This is a genomic window from Polymorphobacter megasporae, from assembly GCF_018982885.2.
GTDB lineage: Bacteria > Pseudomonadota > Alphaproteobacteria > Sphingomonadales > Sphingomonadaceae > Polymorphobacter_B > Polymorphobacter_B megasporae.
This window is the reverse complement of the sequence record NZ_CP081848.1, coordinates 2,490,784-2,506,690: the sequence shown is the minus strand read 5'-3', so window position 1 is coordinate 2,506,690 and position 15,907 is coordinate 2,490,784. Positions and strand designations below refer to the sequence as shown.

The 15,907-nt window shown below is 67.6% G+C and carries 13 protein-coding genes; 4 read left to right on the top strand and 9 right to left on the bottom strand.

The window, feature by feature from the left end; genetic code table 11:
* Positions 1–484: 484 nt before the first annotated feature.
* On the bottom strand, positions 485–2,782 hold the full coding sequence (locus tag KTC28_RS11765) for a TonB-dependent receptor (RefSeq protein WP_216710957.1): 2,298 nt from the start codon (positions 2,780–2,782) through the stop codon (positions 485–487).
* A 115-nt stretch (positions 2,783–2,897) separates the two neighbouring features.
* Positions 2,898–4,232 carry a M28 family peptidase gene (locus KTC28_RS11760; protein ID WP_216710956.1) on the bottom strand — a complete coding sequence of 445 codons (1,335 nt, stop codon included), beginning with the start codon at positions 4,230–4,232 and terminating at the stop codon, positions 2,898–2,900.
* 63 nt (positions 4,233–4,295) lie between these two features.
* Here KTC28_RS11760 and KTC28_RS11755 point away from each other — a divergent pair, with 63 nt between their 5' ends.
* On the top strand, positions 4,296–5,402 hold the full coding sequence (locus KTC28_RS11755) for an AI-2E family transporter (protein ID WP_255601965.1): 1,107 nt from the start codon (positions 4,296–4,298) through the stop codon (positions 5,400–5,402).
* A 346-nt stretch (positions 5,403–5,748) separates the two neighbouring features.
* Here the strand turns inward: KTC28_RS11755 and glpX are convergent, their stop codons facing one another.
* Entirely contained in the window at positions 5,749–6,726 is a 978-nt protein-coding gene (gene glpX, locus KTC28_RS11750) for a class II fructose-bisphosphatase (protein ID WP_216710955.1), read from the bottom strand.
* A 130-nt stretch (positions 6,727–6,856) separates the two neighbouring features.
* Entirely contained in the window at positions 6,857–8,146 is a 1,290-nt protein-coding gene (locus KTC28_RS11745) for a homoserine dehydrogenase (protein ID WP_216710954.1), read from the bottom strand.
* A 369-nt stretch (positions 8,147–8,515) separates the two neighbouring features.
* On the opposite strand from KTC28_RS11745, the gene KTC28_RS11740 reads away from it, so the two are divergent.
* Positions 8,516–9,487 carry an SDR family NAD(P)-dependent oxidoreductase gene (locus tag KTC28_RS11740; RefSeq protein WP_216710953.1) on the top strand — a complete coding sequence of 324 codons (972 nt, stop codon included), beginning with the start codon at positions 8,516–8,518 and terminating at the stop codon, positions 9,485–9,487.
* Here KTC28_RS11740 and KTC28_RS11735 read toward each other — a convergent pair.
* The 4 genes from KTC28_RS11735 to KTC28_RS11720 form a co-directional block, all read right to left on the bottom strand.
* On the bottom strand, positions 9,484–9,951 hold the full coding sequence (locus KTC28_RS11735) for a hypothetical protein (protein ID WP_216710952.1): 468 nt from the start codon (positions 9,949–9,951) through the stop codon (positions 9,484–9,486). The two genes, KTC28_RS11740 and KTC28_RS11735, sit on opposite strands and share 4 nt — an antisense overlap.
* A 66-nt stretch (positions 9,952–10,017) precedes the next feature.
* Entirely contained in the window at positions 10,018–10,908 is an 891-nt protein-coding gene (locus tag KTC28_RS11730) for a glycosyl hydrolase family 8 (RefSeq protein WP_216710951.1), read from the bottom strand.
* Positions 10,909–10,934: 26 nt separating this feature from the next.
* Positions 10,935–12,140, bottom strand: coding sequence for an LL-diaminopimelate aminotransferase (locus KTC28_RS11725; protein WP_216710950.1), 1,206 nt, complete (start codon positions 12,138–12,140; stop codon positions 10,935–10,937).
* Between the two features lie 43 nt (positions 12,141–12,183).
* The gene (locus KTC28_RS11720) at positions 12,184–12,510 is read right to left on the bottom strand and encodes a hypothetical protein (RefSeq protein WP_216710949.1); all 327 of its coding nucleotides are present in this window, start codon (positions 12,508–12,510) and stop codon (positions 12,184–12,186) included.
* A gap of 121 nt (positions 12,511–12,631) precedes the next feature.
* Here KTC28_RS11720 and KTC28_RS11715 point away from each other — a divergent pair, with 121 nt between their 5' ends.
* Positions 12,632–14,380, top strand: coding sequence for a PHA/PHB synthase family protein (locus KTC28_RS11715; protein ID WP_216710948.1), 1,749 nt, complete (start codon positions 12,632–12,634; stop codon positions 14,378–14,380).
* A 240-nt stretch (positions 14,381–14,620) separates the two neighbouring features.
* Positions 14,621–15,337, top strand: coding sequence for a hypothetical protein (locus KTC28_RS11710; RefSeq protein ID WP_216710947.1), 717 nt, complete (start codon positions 14,621–14,623; stop codon positions 15,335–15,337).
* A gap of 15 nt (positions 15,338–15,352) precedes the next feature.
* On the opposite strand, the gene KTC28_RS11705 is transcribed toward KTC28_RS11710, so the two are convergent.
* Positions 15,353–15,877, bottom strand: coding sequence for a GcrA family cell cycle regulator (locus KTC28_RS11705; RefSeq protein ID WP_216710946.1), 525 nt, complete (start codon positions 15,875–15,877; stop codon positions 15,353–15,355).
* Positions 15,878–15,907 lie beyond the last annotated feature (30 nt).

Genomic DNA, 15,907 nt, shown 5'->3' with positions numbered 1-15,907 from the left:
CCCGCCTGCGCGGGGATGACGGGCGTATATTGGAGCCGACGATTTCGGGGCGAAAACCCGGTCGTTGTGTGGACTTGTGTAACCTTTGGCAATCGGACCTGCGACCCAAACAAGCGACCCGCTGCCGCGTGGACTTCCCGGAAACAGCGACTCGCTGGCGTGCAGACTTTCGCCGCGAAGCACTGCGCCCTATCGAAACTAGTCATCCCCGCGCAGGCGGGGACCCATCACCCCAACTGTTTGTGGTAATGGGTACCAGCCTGCGCGAGGATAACGAGTTCTGGTGGGAGCGCCGGTGACCTGGCCAAAACCCGTCATTCGAGGCGCAAAACCCGGTCGTTGTGTGGACTTGTGTAACTTTACGACCGCAAAGCCCGCGCAAAACCCGGTCGTTCCGTGGACTTGTGTAACCTTCCACGGCCGCGCGACGTCGCCCGCATCACCCGGCCCGGCCCGGCAATTCAGCCGGACCGGGCGTGACGCATCAGTACGAGTAGGACGCCCGGATGCCGCCGTAGCGGCTGAAGTCGCGCGGGACGAGCGACTGGGTGGCCTGCTGGTTGTTGAAGTTGCCTAGGCTGTTGAACAGGTTCGCGGCATAATGCTTGTCGAACGCGTTGTTAACAAAGGCGAAAACCTCGAGCTGCTTCTTCATCGTGCGGAAGCCGACCGAGAAGTTGGCGATGCCGAAGGCGCGCTGGAGCGTCTGCGGATCCTGGTTGATCGAGTAGTTGACCGCGCTCTGGTAGACGTAATTGCCCTGGATGACGGGACGAACCGGCAGCCCGGCGATCTCGGGCGAATAGTCGAACGTCGCCGTCCCCTTCCACAGTGGCGCCTGTGCCGGGCGGAAGCCGGCGAGGTTCTGCCGCGCCGGGGCGCCGGTGCAGCCCTGCGCAACCGTCTGGCCCGGGTAGCATTGCGCGCCGGGGAAGCTGCGGATCTTGGCGTCGTCGTAGGTGACCGAACCGCTCAGGCTGAGGTCGTCCCAAACCCGCGCCGCGACCTCGACCTCGACACCGCGCGTCCGCACCTTGCCGACGTTGGTCAGGCGGAAGTTCTGCGTTCCATCTGCAAGGAACTCGATGCCCTGCGCCTGGAAGTCGTTGTACGTCGTCGTGAAGACCGTCGCGTTGAAGGTCAGGCGGCGGTCGAAGAACTGGCCACGGAAGCCTGCCTCGATGCTGTCCGACGTCTCAGGACGGATCGGACCGGCCGCCGCGCGGTTGGCGTTGAAGCCGGTCGACAGGTCGAAGGTCTCGCCCTTATGCCCGGTCGTGTAGCTGCCGTAGACCGAGACGTCGCTGGTGAGCTGCTGCTTGACGCCGGCCTTGTACGTCCACGAGTCGTCGCGCGCGCCGCCGAGGAAGGTGGCGTTGCCGTTCTGGATGTCGATGAAGCTGTAGTGGATCGTCTCGCGCTGGAAACGCCCGCCGCCGGTGATCGTCGTCCCGGGCAGGATATCCCAGTCGACCTGGCCGAACGCCGCGAGCTGCTCCGACTTCGACGTCGCCCGCCAGTTAGCCAGCGAGAACAGCGGCCCGCGGAAGAAGTTACGCGCGAGGTCGTTGTCGGCATAGAACAGGCCGAGCGTATAACGGAACTTGGCGGAGTTGGGCGCGAGCAGCCGCACTTCCTGCGTGACCTGCTTGGCGACGAACTGCCCAACCTGGCGATTGTCGTAGACCGTCGACGAGGTGTCGTCCTGGTCGAGGTTGTCACGCAGCTTGTAATAGTCGTTCGACGTGATCGACAACAGGCTCTGCCCGCCCGGCAGCGTGTAGCCGATCTTCAGGGCTTCACCCGCACCGTAATATTTGTTCACCGGCAGGAAGTTGAGGTCGACATTGGTGTTGCTCGGGGTTGCCGTGACACCCGGAAGCACGACCGAGACCGGCTGCGCCGGGTTGCCGCGCAGCAGCGCACCGGGGGCGAGGGCAATGAACGGCCGTCCGACGGTGGTCGAGCCATCCTCGTAATTGCCGCTGAGCGTGACGTCGACGCCGCTGGGCGAGTTCCACACCAGCTTGCCGCGCAGCGTGAACACCGTCCGCCCGTTGACGTCGGTGCCGTTGGCGAGGTTACGGACGTTGCCGGCAAAGTCGGTGTAGCTGCCGGTGACGCGGTAGCCGGCATCGGGGCTGATCGGGCCGGAGACGCTTGCCCCGCCGCCGAATTCGGAGTCCGACGTCGCGATCGCGTGGGCGTCGAGCGTCAGCTCCTTGGTCGGAGCGCGCGTGACGATATTGATGAGACCGGCCGACGCCGACTTGCCGTACAGGGTCGACTGCGGACCACGCAGGACTTCGATGCGCTCGATGTCGGACAGGTCGGAGAAGGCGCGTGCCTGGATCGAGATCGGCACGTCGTCGACAACGACCGCGACGCTCGGCTCGACACCGATGCCGAACGCGTAGGTGCCGACGCCGCGGATCGACACCGACGAATTCTGCGGCTGCTCGGCCGGGCGGACGACGAGCGACGGCGCGACGCGGGTCAGGTCGTCGAAGGCGCGAACCGACTGGGCGGCAAGCTGGTTGCCCGACAGCACCTGGACCGCGAGCGGCACGCGCTGGACGTTCTCGGCGCGCTTGTTGGCGGTGACGATGATCTCGCCCTGAGCGGCACCGCCTTCGTCGATCGCTGCAGCCGATCCGGCCTCGGCGATCTGGGCGACCGCCTGCGGCTCAGCAGGCTGAGCCTGTGCCAGTACGGCGACCGGCACCGCGAGGCTGGCGGCAACGAGTGCGACGCGAGCTGTATCCAAAAGCAGATGCTTCATCCGTTCCCCCAAATATTCCACGGCGCCGGATTATCCGCGCTCGATATTCTTGGGAGGGCTGATACCAACTGGCCTTACCGATTGCAAGAGTTGGTTTGTCAACCACGATGATGGTCTATCTGGCGCTGCCGGGCGCCGGGCGCGGGACCGGCCCGGCGAAGGTAACGAGGCTCTCGGCCCCACTTGCCGACAGCGCCGCGACCCCGAAGAAATGGTCGTCTATATTGACGTGCGGCAGGACGAGGCTGGTCGTGGTGGCCGGGACATCGTTCGCATCGGTCCAGGTAAAGCTGTCGGCGCGGCGCCAGCGGATGCGGTAGCCGCTTGCCCCGGGGGACGCTGCCCAGTTGACCGTCGTGTCGTCGCTGACCGCACCCGCGATCGTCGCGGTCGCCGGAGCGGCGGGCGCCGTGGCGAGCTCGCGGAGGGTGGCGACATTGAGCGCCGCGACCTTGGCGAGATAAGGGAAGTCGACCCCGTCGATCACATCGCCGTACTTGCGGCCGTTCTCGACCCGGATGTCCTGGTGCTGGCGGTCATAGTTCTCGGTCGCCTCGGTGATGCGGACCGCGGGGTAGCCCGCCTCCATGAACGGCAGCTGGTCGCCGCCGCGGCCAAAGCGGTCGGACCGGCGGACGGCGAAGACCCTGAGGCTGCCGGGGTTAGCTGAAGCGACCCGGGCGATCGCCTTGGCCAGCGACCGCGACGGCGAGTCGTCCTCGGCCCCGATCGCCCGCATCGCCTTGGCAGCGTCGAGGTCGGCGGCGGCGCTCAGGCCTTCGCTGAAGACGCGGACGGTGTTGTCGACATGCTCGCCGCCGATGCCGTGGGTGTTGCCGACGATGTCGTTGTTGAGGACCCCGGCGATCTTCCAGCCGCGCGCCTTCGCGGTCCGGGCGAGCAGCTGCCCGCCCCACAGGCCCTGCTCCTCCCCCGACAGGACGGCGTAGACGATCGTCGCGGCGAACTTTTCTTTGCTCAGCAGCCGGGCGGCCTCAAGGACGACTGCGACCCCGCTGGCGTCGTCGTTCGCCCCAGGAGCGTCGCCGGTGGCGTTGGCGCTGTCACTGATCCGACTGTCGATATGCCCTTGGACGATGACGACGCGCATCGGGTCGCTCGTCCCCTTCTGCACGGCGAAGACGTCCTCGACCCTGACCCCGGCGGGGGCGCGCGGGCCGGTGAAGGTGTCGCCGACGGTCTCGACCGCGAGGCACCCGCCGCACGCCTTGCCGATCGCGTCGAAGCGCCCGCTCGCCCAGCGCCGCGCCGCGCCGATGCCGCGGACCGGGTCGGTCGTCGTCGACAGCGTGTGCCGGGTGCCGAAGCCGACGAGCGTCGTGATCGTCGACCGCATCGCTGCCGGATCGGGCGCCAGCGGCGCGGCGCCGAGGGGGACTGCGGCGGCAGTCAGGGCAAGGGCTGCGGTGGCGCGGAGGATGACTTTCATAACCCGCAGCGTGACGTGCGCCGCCCGATTTCGCAATCCCCTGCGGGCGTGTAGACTTGGCCGATGAACGACGAATCGATGATCATCGACCAGCCCGAAGAACCCGCTGCCGACCAGCGGCACCGTGTCGCGCGGATCGTCATGACCTTGGCGTTCCTTGGCTTCGGGCTGTGGATCGCGTCGGGCTTCCTGCGCGCGATCCTGTGGGGCGGGATCATCGCGATCGCCATCGCACCGCTTTATGCCCGCGCCGAGGCGCGCTGGCCCGGCGGGCGGCGGACGTGGCTGCCCGCGCTGGTGACGCTGGCGATCGCGGTGCTCGTCCTCGCGCCGCTGACGCTCGGCGTGATCCAGGCGACCCACGAGGCGCATCAAGTCGCCGACTGGCTGGCGAAGGCGCGGCACGACGGCATCCCGCAGCCCGCGTGGGTCGCGCGGCTGCCGTTCGGCGCGCAGGCGGTGGCCGACTGGTGGCAGGCGACGCTGTCGACTCCCGACGCTGCGGCGGGGACGCTCGACAAGGTCAATGCCGTCGCCATGCGGCATTCGCGACTTTTCGGGGTCGACGTCCTGCGGCGGACGACGTCGTTCGCCTTTGCGCTACTGACCCTATTCTTCCTTCTCCGCGACCGCGTCACTGTCGCGGTGCAGGCGATCACCGCCGGGCACCGGCTGTTCGGCGCGTCGGGCGAGCGCGTCGCCGAGCAAATCCTCCGCTCGGTCCGCGGCACGATCAACGGGCTTGTGCTCGTCGGCATCGGCGAGGGCGTGGTGATGGGGGTGGCGTATCTCGTTGCCGGGGTCCCGCACCCCCTCCTGCTCGGGGCGCTGACCGGGGTCGCGGCAGCGATCCCGATGGGCGCGGCGGTCGTCATCATCATCGCCGGGCTGCTGACGATGGCGATCGGCAGTACCGTCGCGGCGATCATTGTCACGGCGGTGGGGCTCGTCTTCGTCCTGATCGTCGACCACACGCTGCGTCCGGCGCTAATCGGCAACACCACCCGCCTGCCCTTCCTGTGGGTGCTAGTCGGCATCCTCGGCGGGGTCGAAAGCCTTGGAATGCTTGGGCTTTTTGTCGGGCCGGCGGTGATGGCGGTGCTGGTTATGCTGTGGCGCGAGTTCGTCGCCCGGGGTCCGGCGCTGCCGGGTGCGCGCCAACCGGACTGAAGGTCACCGGCCAAAGGTCACACGAAGTTCACGGTTTTGGACATCGTTTTACTGCTTCCCCTCGCCTTTAGGGGAGGGGCGAGAGACGGCTCGATTGCGCCGGCCCGGGGTTGCGGAAGCCCCAGTCGGAGGAGCTTGCGGCAACTGCCCCACCCCCGACCCCTCCCCTGAAGGGGAGGGGAGCAGGAGGGTTGGGTGAACGCGCGGAAAAATCGGCGGCCAACAATGAGAAAGAGCGCGGTGTCGGACCAACGCGACCCGACTCGAAGCCGGGACCGTACGCTCTTGATGCCCCTGTAGGACAGCGGAGTTACGCCCCGTCGTCGACCGCCCCGCCCCTGCCCGCTCAGCTGCCGCGATGCTCGGTCTTCACCCACCGCACCGTCCCCGACGACGCGCGCATCACCACGCTCTCGGTCGTCACCGTGCCGTCGCGCAGCGTCTTCACCCCCGCCAGCAGCGAGCCGTCGGTGACCCCCGTCGCGGCGAAGATCACGTCGCCTTTGGCGAGGTCCTCGAGCTTGTAGATCCGGTCGAGGTCGGCGATGCCCCACTTGCGGGCGCGCGCCTTCTCGTCGTCGTTGCGGAAAACCAGCCGCCCCTGGAACTGGCCGCCGACGCAGCGCAGCGCCGCCGCCGCAAGGACGCCTTCGGGGGCGCCGCCGCTGCCGACGTAGATGTCGATGCCGGTGTCGGGGTTGGTCGTCGCAATCACTCCGGCAACGTCGCCGTCGCCGATCAGCATGATGCCGCAGCCGATCGCGCGAAGTTCCTTGATCAGCGCCTCGTGGCGCGGACGGTCGAGGACGCAGGCGGTGATGTCGGCGGGCGCAACGCCCTTCGCCGCCGCCAGCGACTCGATGTTCGCCGTCACCGACCGGGCGAGGTCGATCGTGCCGTCGGCATAGCCCGGGCCGATCGCGATCTTGTCCATGTAGACGTCGGGGGCGTTGAGCAGCCCGCCCTCCTCGGCGATGGCCAAAACCGCGAGCGAGTTCGGGCCGTTCTTGGCGCAGATCGTCGTGCCTTCGAGCGGATCGAGCGCGATGTCAATCTTGGGGCCATGGCCCTGCGAACGGCCGACCTTCTCGCCGATGAACAGCATCGGGGCTTCGTCGCGCTCGCCTTCGCCGATGACGATCGTGCCGTCGAAGGCAAGTTCGTTCAATCCGTCGCGCATCGCCTCGACCGCGGCGGCGTCGGCGGCGTGCTCGTCGCCGCGCCCGATCTGCGGCAGGCAGGCGATCGCCGCCTTCTCGGTCACCCGGACCATTTCGAGGACGAGGACGCGGTCGAGAACCGAACTGCTGTTAACCGTGGGCATGGAGGCTCCTGAAGGTCGTGCGCCGGGTGGGTAGCCCAATCGGCCTGCGGTGGAAAGCGGGAGGCAAATCCACCGCTAAGTTCAAAATAAGTTCACACTAAAGCACGTGTTTGTCCGCGCCCCTGACTTGCTAGAAATCGAGGATGTGCATCATCATCGGCGGCGCGGTGACGCTGTTCGACGTCGCCATCCGATCGAGCGCTGCCGCTATTGCCGATTGCCGGACCGCGTGGGTGACCATGACGACGTGGACTTCGCCGCCGGACGGCCCGCGCTGGATCAGGCTTTCGATCGACACACCCGCATCGCGCAACGCTGCGGTCAGTTCCGCTAGGACGCCCGGACGGTCGGCGACCATCACGCGCAGGTAGAAGCGCCCGACATGCGCGGCGGTATCCGCGGGAGCGAGCGCCGCGAGGCGTGCGGTCGGCATCGCGAACGCCGGGCCGACCTCGCCGCGCGCGACGTCGATCAGGTCGGCGACGACCGCGCTCGCGGTCGGCCCCTCGCCCGCACCGCGTCCGGAGAAGAACAGCCGCCCGACGAAATCGCCCTCGGCGACGACGGCATTGAGCGACCCGTCGACGTGCGCGAGCGGGTGGGCGAGCGGGACGAGGCACGGGTGGACGCGCTGGAACAGCTCGCCGTCGACTTCGGTCGCAAGCCCGACGAGCTTGATGCGGAAGCCGAGCGTCGCGGCGTGGTCGATGTCGACCGCGGCGACATGGCGAATGCCCTCGACCGCGACGTGGGCGAAGTCGATCCGTGCGCCGAAGGCTATCGCCGCGAGGATCGACAATTTGTGCGCGGCGTCGATGCCGTCGATATCGAACGACGGGTCGGCCTCGGCGAAACCGAGCCGCTGGGCGTCGGCGAGGACCGCGGCGAACGACAATTTCTCCGCCTCCATCCGGCTGAGGATGTAATTGCAGGTGCCGTTGAGGATCCCATAGACGCGCTCGATCCGGTTCGCCGCCGCGCCCTCGCGCAGGCCCTTGATGACCGGGATGCCGCCCGCGACCGCCGCCTCGTACTTGAGCGCGGCGCTGGTGTTTTCAGCGAGTTGCGCGAGATCGAGGCCATGATGCGCGAGCATCGCCTTGTTCGCGGTGACGAACGCCTTGCCCGCGGTCAGCGTCGCGCGCGCAAGGACCAGCGCCGGGCCGTCGCTGCCGCCGATGAGCTCGACGACCGCATCGACGTCGTCGCGTTCGGCGAGTTCGGTCGCATCGTCGACCCACGCGAAGCGCGCGAGATCGACCCCACGCTCGCGATTGCGGTCACGCGCGGAAACCGCGGTAACGACGATCGAGCGATCGGCGCGGCGCTCGATCAGCCCGGCGTTGGCATCGAGCAGCTTGACCACCCCCGCCCCGACGGTGCCGAGCCCCGCGAGGCCGATGCGCAGCGGCGTCGTCATCGCGCGGCCCCCAGCGACACGAGCGGATAAGTTGACAGAGTTGACGTTTTCGGCGCGCGCGCAATGGTCGCTGGACCGCGCGGAATGGCCTGGCGGCGGTTGCTCGCGGCGGTGTTTCGGCGGATCGTGGCGGGACGGTCATTCATCCGATCACGCTAACGCGCACGACGGTGTGTAGGACAGCAAAATCGCGACCGCTCGCGAGAGCGATCGCCCCGGCAGGCAGATTGACGCAGCGCCGTTCGTCCGGTCGAGCGGCGCAACCCATGGACATCGCACAGGTTGTTGCCCGGTAACGCTCGGAGACCCGACAATGACCGACCACGACCCCGTCCGCCGCAACCTGATGCTCGGCACGCCGCCGTCGGCGTGGCGGCTGCCACCAGCGCAGCCGCGCAGCGGACCGATACCGATCCGCACGTCCTCAACGGCCAGCCGGTTCCCGAGCCTTCCGCCGAACAGAGCGCGGGTCCGGTCAAGCCGGGGCGCGGCTCGGCGCTGACGGGCAAGGTCGCGGTCGTTACCGGCGCGGCGCGCGGGATCGGGCGGGCGATCGCGGTCGAGTTCGCCGCGAACGGGGCCGACGTCATCGCGGTCGACATCGCCGGTCCGGTATCGAGTGCGTCGAACGCGGTGCCCGCGACCCCTGCCGAGCTCGACGAGACGGTGCGGATGATCAAGGCGTATGGGCGGCGCGGCGAAGGCATCCGTGCCGATATCCGCGACATCGCCGCGCTCCGCCGGATCGCCGACAAGGTCGAGCGCGACCATGGCAAGATCGACATCGTCGTCGCCAACGCCGCGATCCAGCGCTGGGTGCCGCTGATGGAGATGCAGGACGCCGACTGGCGAGACGTGATCGACAACAATCTCAACGGCACGGCGAACACGATCCGCGCCTTCGCGCCGAAGATGATCGCGCGCCGCAAGGGCCGGATTATCGTGCTGTCGTCGCTCCAGGGCAAGCACGGGACCAAGGATGCGGCGAGCTATTCGGCGTCGAAGTGGGGCATCATCGGGCTGATGAAGTCGGCGGCGCTCGAACTCGGCGAGTACGGGATCACCGTCAACGCGATCCTTCCGGGCCTCGTCGACACCGCGCTGACGCGATACGACAAGCGGCTAAGCGAGACGATCGGCGAGACCGGGCGCAAGGCTCCCGAGCATCCGTCGCCGCAGGAGGCGTGGGATGTCCGCGCGCCGACGGTGCCGTTGAAGGTCGGCTGGCTCCAGCCCGACGACATCTCGCCGATGGCGGTGTTCCTCGCCTCCGACGCGGCGGCGATGGCAACGGGGGCGAACTTCGAGGTCACCGGCGGCGACAGCGCGAAGGTCGACTAGGGCTTGGTCCTGGCGGGCTGAATGATGCGGAACTCGCCGCCGACGTGCATCAGGCTCATCAGATAGACGATCCCGTCGAAATAGCGTTGCTCGCCCGAAGGGACCGGCATGTCCCATAGTTGTTGGACGAACTTGCGCGACACCGGCCCCGGGGTCGCGGCGAGGCTGCCGACGGCGGTCGCGGCGACCATTCCGGGCGAGTGGCGGGTCGACAGCGGGGTGCCGTCGAGGGTGTAGCGGTCGGCGAAGTGGTCGATCCCCTGACCATCGAGGAACCCCTGGATGCGGTCGCTGAGCACCGGCTCGCGCGGGTCCTTGTGCCACCAGCCGTAGTCGACCGACCAGTTGCTCACCGTCCGCCAGCTATCGTAGCCGAACTGCGCCGGCTTGCCGTCCCAATTGTCGATCGAGCCGCCGTCGAAGGCGCTGCGGTCGGGGGCGAGGCCGGTGCGCGGTCCCGTCACGCGGACGAACAGGTCGCGGCTGACGTCGGCCGCGCGCGCCCAGAACGCGCGGTCCTCGACCGGACCTCAGCGCGCCCACAGTTCGTAGAATGCAGGCAGGTGGTACGACGCATCGGTTCCGCCGACGTTGGTCTCGGCGACGAAGCGGACCATCGCGCTCGCCTCGTCGACCATCGGCCCGACCTTCACGGCACGCGGCGGGCGCGCGACCCGTACCGGCAGCTGTGTGCCCGCCGCCGCCGCTTCGGCCGCCTCGCGCCGATTGTTCGGGCTCGGCCACGGCTGAGCGGGCTCGACGAACGGCGGATCGTCGGGGTGGATGCGGAACGGCGGGGTCGCGGTCAGCAGCGGATGGTGGCGCATCCCGCGCAGAATGCGGTCGGCCTCGGCGCGATAGTCGTAGATGCCGGTGCCATTGCCCCAGCGATTGGCGGCGAAATACAGCGCCATCGCGTAATATTCCTCGCCGTCGGGGGCGGCCCCGGTCGAGCGCGGCGAGCCGTCGGTCCCCATCGACCATGCGAAATAGCCGACCGACGGGTTCGCCGGGTCGGTGATCTGCATGTACGTCTTCGACCAGTTCCATAGCGCATCGAACTCGCGCTTATGGCCGAGCTGGACGGCGATCATCATGCCGTAGCTCATCCCCTCGGTACGCGCGTCGTTGTTCGCCCAGTCGGTGATGTAGGCGAGCGGCCCGTTCGCATTCGCCCCGGTCTCGAAATACAGTCGCTGCTCCTGCCCGTCGCCATGGAACAGTTGCGCGAAGACACGGTCGATCTTGGCGCGGCTGTCGCCCGGCCGCTTGCCGAGCTGCTCGACGAACAGATCGCGGGCGCGCCCGGTCGCATAGGCTCCGGCGCCGTCGCCCGGAAAATGCTCGATCGCCGCCGTCGCACGTCCCTGCACCGCGAGCAGCAGCGCTACCGCGATTACTCCCCGAAACCGCCCAGACAATACCTTCTCCCGCACCCGTCGCCGGTTCAGCCGACTTTCGCCGCCGTGTTGACACCCATCGACTGGAGGTACCGCTTCACCCCGCGCGCTGCCTGCCGGATGCGGTGCTCGTTCTCGACGAGCGCGATGCGGACGAAGCCTTCGCCCTCCTCGCCGAAGCCGGTGCCGGGGGCGACCGCGACCTGCGCGTGCGTCAGGAGCTGCTTGGTGAATTCGAGGCTGCCGAGATGGCGCAGCGCGGGGGGGATCGGGGTCCAGGCGAACATGCTCGCGCGCGGCACCGGGATGTCCCACCCGGCGCGCCCGAAGCTTTCGATCAGCACGTCGCGGCGGCGGCGATACAGCTCGCGATGCTCGGCGATACAGTCCTGCGGGCCGTTGAGCGCCGCGACCGCCGCCGCCTGGATCGGCGTGAACGCCCCGTAATCGAGGTACGACTTGACCCGCGTTAGCGCGGCTATCAGCGTCTTGTTGCCGACCGCGAAGCCGATCCGCCATCCCGCCATCGAATAGGTCTTCGACATCGAGGTGAACTCGACGGCGACATCCTTGCCCCCCGGCACCTGGAGGATCGACGGTGTCGGCGGCCCGTCGAAGTAGATTTCGGCGTAGGCGAGATCGCTGATCACCCAGATATTATGCGCCTTCGCAAACGCGACGACCTGTTCGTAGAACGCAAGGTCGACCGTCTCGGCGGTCGGGTTCGACGGATAGCCCATCACCAGCACCGTCGGCTTGGGCACGGTGTAGGCCATCGCGTGCTCGAGCTTGATGAAGAAATCGGGGCCGGGCGACGCCGGGATCGACCGGATCGTGCAGCCCGCGATGATGAAGCCGAACATGTGGATCGGGTACGACGGGTTCGGCGCGAGGATGACGTCGCCCGGCGCGGTGATCGCCTGCGCTAGGTTCGCCAGCCCCTCCTTCGAGCCGAGCGTGACGACGACCTCGGTCTCGGGGTCGACCTCGACGCCGAAGCGGCGCGCGTAATAGGCCGCTTGTGCCTTGCGCAGTCCGGGGATGCCCTTCGACGCCGAGTAACCATGCGCGTCGGGCTTGGCCGCAACCTCGGCGAGCTTGGCGATGACGTGCGCGGGCGGCGGTGAGTCGGGGTTGCCCATGCCGAGGTCGACGATGTCCTCGCCCCGCGCTCGCGCCGCTGCCTTCATCGCGTTGACTTCGGCGAAGACGTACGGCGGCAGGCGGCGGATGCGGTAGAACTCGTCGGTCATGGTCGTCTCCCGGCCCGGCCGTAACCGGGCCGGGGATGAGGGGTTACTTGGGCGTGGCGTCGCTCGCGGGTGCGTCGCTCGTCGTCGTCGTGGTGGTCGTCTTCTTCATCATGTGATGCTTCTTGTGGTGCATCATCGGCTTGTGAGCCATCGGCATCGACTTGGCCGAACCGTCGTCGGCACGGTCACCGACGCCGCCCGACTTCATCGCCTGCTCGGCCGACATCGCCTTGGGATTGTTGGCACCCTGGTCGCACGAGTCGCGAACCGTCGCCGAACACTTGGGCAGCGCGCCTGCCGCCATCTGTGCTGCTGCGGGAGCCGCAACCGCCAGCGTCAAGGCACCGAAAGCGAGTATCGTCTTGATCATAAACATTGCTCCCTCAGCTCCCGGCGTCAGTGTCGCGGAGCAAGCGTTGCTATATACTCGTGAATCGAGCGCGCAAAGCGGCTTGGCAGACAGCCCGCGACGCGCAATCTGGGGAGTGACCATGACGATCGACCAGACCGACCCCCGCCACCTCGCCCGGTGGACCGACGCCCTGACACGCGGCCAGGCGATGATGCAGGCGTTCGTCGCGGCGCAGGCTGGCAAGCCGCTCGCCGCCGAGGACCCGCTCGGGCTGGCGGCGACATGGACCGCGATGGCGACCGCCGCCGCTGCCGATCCGGCAAAGTTGATGACGGCGCAGGTGAAGTTCATGACCGACAGCATGGCGCTATGGACCGCGTTCCTCACCGGCACCCCTGCGGACAGCCCGGTCGCCAAGGTCGCCGACAAGCGCTTCGCCGCCCCGGCGTGGCACGAGCAGCCGGTGTTCGATTTCATCCGCCAGTCGTACCTGCTCGCGTCGGACTTCGTGATGAAGGCGACCGGCGACCTCGACGGGCTCGACCCGCACGCCAAGGCGAAGGCGCTGTTCCACACCCGCCAGATCGTCGACGCGATGAGCCCGGCGAACTTCCCGCTGACCAACCCCGAGGTTCTCGCCGCGACCGAGGCGAGCGGCGGCGATAACCTGCTCAAGGGGTTGGAGCATATGCTCGACGACATGCAGCGCGGGCGGATGCGGATGACCGACGAAACCGCCTTCGCGGTCGGGCGCGACGTTGCCGCGACGCCGGGCAAGGTCGTGTTCGAGAACCGGCTGTTCCAGCTGATCCAGTATGCGCCGACGACCGCGACGGTGTTCGCGACGCCGCTGGTGATCTTCCCGCCGTGGATCAACAAGTTCTACATCCTCGACCTGACCCCCGAGAAAAGCTTCATCCGCTGGTCGGTCGAGCAGGGGCTGACGGTCTTCGTCGTGTCGTGGAAGAATGCCGACGCGACCACCGCCGACGTCACGCTCGATTCGTACGTCGCCGAAGGGCAGTTGACCGCGATCGCCCGCGTGCTCGAAGCGACGGGCGCGGAGAGCGTCAATGTCATCGGCTATTGCGTCGCGGGGACGGTGCTCGCGGCGACGCTGGCGTTGCTCGAGGCGAAGGGCGAGGCGGCGAAGGTGGCGAGCGCGACCTTCTTCACCGCGCAGATCGACTTCGCCGACGCGGGCGACCTCAGCATCTTCGTCGACGAGGCGTCGCTGGCGACGGTCGAGAAGAATAGCGCCGCGACCGGCTATACCGATGGCCGAGCGATGGCGACGACGTTCAACATGCTCCGCTCGAACGACCTGATCTGGGGCTATGTCGTCAACAACTACCTGCTCGGGAAGGACTATTTCCCGTTCGACCTGCTCTACTGGAACAGCGACGCGACCAACGTCCCGGCGTGCTGGCACCTGAGCTACCTCAAGGACATGTACCGCGACAACCTGCTGGTGAAGCCCGGCGGGATCAAGGTTGCGGGCGTCCCGATCGACCTGTCGACGGTCACGACGCCAAGCTACATCCAGTCGGGCCGCGACGACCACATCGCCCCGGCGAAGTCGGTCTACAAGATGACGCAGGTCTTCGCCGGCCCGAAGCGCTTCATCCTCGCCGGGTCGGGGCACATCGCCGGCGTGGTCAACCCGCCGTCGCTCAAGAAATACCAGTATTGGACCAACGACGCGCTGCCGCCGACGCTCGCGGAGTTCGTCGAAGGGGCGGTCGAGACGAAGGGCAGCTGGTGGCCCGATTGGCTCGCGTGGTTGACACCGAAGTCGGGGGCGCAGGTCGCGGCGCGGGTGCCGGGGGATGGGGCGCTCAAGGTGATCGAGGATGCGCCTGGGCGGTATGTGAAGGAGCGGATTTGATTGCGCTCGCCGGGCGGGCTTAATCAACGCCCCCCGCGCGGGTTGACGGCTTGCACACGAATGATGGCGCGCTTTCAAGTAAAGTCAGGTCCATCTAACCATCTAAGGATTGCGCTATCCATCAGTGTAGAGTTGCACTGACCGAGTAACTTGCTGCTCGCAAGAGTCGCGTCGAGCCTCCGTGAATGCTAGATCGGTAGCTAACGGACAGCGATCAGATCCGGAGCGCAAGGGGGGGATATGTTCGCAAATCAGCGTTTCTTCGACGCCGTCGGTACCGAGCTGATCGCGGGCGGCCAAGGCAGCTACAGCGGGCCCAGCTCGCCGATCTACGGCGCAGATGGTCTCACCGCCGGCCACGCGACGAACGGCGGCATCGAGCGCCCGCAGCGATACGTCATCCCGCTCGGCACCCGCATCATGCGCTTCGGTCGGAACATCCTCGCCGACCTCGTCCTTCAGGGCGAGTGGTGGCTTGAGGAGGTCGAGCTCAACAAGGTCGTGAAGTTCGCCGAGCAGAAGAATATCGGCGTCTGTACCGCGATCAGGCTGTTGTGCGCCGTTCCAAGCGAGTGGAGCACGCTCGAAATGATGGTTCAAGCGGTGGTCGTCGGCTCGCTATTGGCCTATCGCGGACCGGGCAATTCGGCGTTCATTCCCGTGGCGCAAGGACGCGCCGCCGTGGAAGGCAGGAATACGAGCGGCCTTGTCACCTCACACGGCAGACCGCTCGGCAAGGTCGTCGGGGCGCAACCGCCAAAGCTCGCTCAGCCTCCCGAATACGGCCGGTCGGAGATCATTCCGGTGATTCCCGACACCAACGGCTGGCGCATCCGGCAGCTCTTCATCCCCGGTCTCGGCAGCGCCGACGTTCGCCGCGATTCGCTATTGAGCCAAGGCTGCCGGTTTCTCGCCGAAGAGGATGCGCACCGAGGTTATACGCCGCAATTCAAGTAAGCGTTGGGTCCGACCCTACCGCCGCGGACCCATCCCCGGCATAACCGGCGGGGGCGGGCGCGAGCGGTCGCGGCGGGGCAGCTGCGCCTGATACGCGATCGCGCAATGCTCGGTGCAATACGGAAAGCTCGCCTGCGAGGGCTTGCCGCAGAAGTGGAAGTCGGTTTCGCCCGGATGACCGATCGGCCACTTGCAGACCTTCTCGCTCAGGTCGAGCAGGGTCGTCTTCGCCGGCTTGGGCGGGGCGACCGGACGCGCGGGGCGCTTCGGCGCGGCGCGCGGGGCGACGACCGCGGCGATCGCGTCACCGGCGGCGCTGATCACGCCTTCGACCGCCGCGACGACGCCGTCGACGAGGTCCTCGACGATCTCACCGGCCTTGACCGGCGACGGGCGGGCTTCGAGGCCGAGGCGGTGGGCCTTGCCGATGACGGCGTTGCGGGTGACGCCTTCGCCGAGCGCCTCGGCGATCTGGCTCGCGGTCATCCCCGATTCCCAGCTGGTGCGGAGCAAAGCGATGCGTTCGTCGGTCCATGACATGGGGCGATTTATTCCTTCCTTGCCCGCGCG

What these genes read in the sequence shown, in the direction of transcription:
- KTC28_RS11765 (WP_216710957.1), bottom strand. Translation starts at nt 2,782, where the DNA reads ATGAAGCATCTGCTTTTGGATACAGCTCGCGTCGCACTCGTTGCCGCC.
- KTC28_RS11760 (WP_216710956.1), bottom strand. Translation starts at nt 4,232, where the DNA reads ATGAAAGTCATCCTCCGCGCCACCGCAGCCCTTGCCCTGACTGCCGCC.
- KTC28_RS11755 (WP_255601965.1), top strand. Translation starts at nt 4,296, where the DNA reads ATGAACGACGAATCGATGATCATCGACCAGCCCGAAGAACCCGCTGCC.
- glpX (WP_216710955.1), bottom strand. Translation starts at nt 6,726, where the DNA reads ATGCCCACGGTTAACAGCAGTTCGGTTCTCGACCGCGTCCTCGTCCTC.
- KTC28_RS11745 (WP_216710954.1), bottom strand. Translation starts at nt 8,146, where the DNA reads ATGACGACGCCGCTGCGCATCGGCCTCGCGGGGCTCGGCACCGTCGGG.
- KTC28_RS11725 (WP_216710950.1), bottom strand. Translation starts at nt 12,140, where the DNA reads ATGACCGACGAGTTCTACCGCATCCGCCGCCTGCCGCCGTACGTCTTC.
- KTC28_RS11720 (WP_216710949.1), bottom strand. Translation starts at nt 12,510, where the DNA reads ATGATCAAGACGATACTCGCTTTCGGTGCCTTGACGCTGGCGGTTGCG.
- KTC28_RS11715 (WP_216710948.1), top strand. Translation starts at nt 12,632, where the DNA reads ATGACGATCGACCAGACCGACCCCCGCCACCTCGCCCGGTGGACCGAC.
- KTC28_RS11710 (WP_216710947.1), top strand. Translation starts at nt 14,621, where the DNA reads ATGTTCGCAAATCAGCGTTTCTTCGACGCCGTCGGTACCGAGCTGATC.
- KTC28_RS11705 (WP_216710946.1), bottom strand. Translation starts at nt 15,877, where the DNA reads ATGTCATGGACCGACGAACGCATCGCTTTGCTCCGCACCAGCTGGGAA.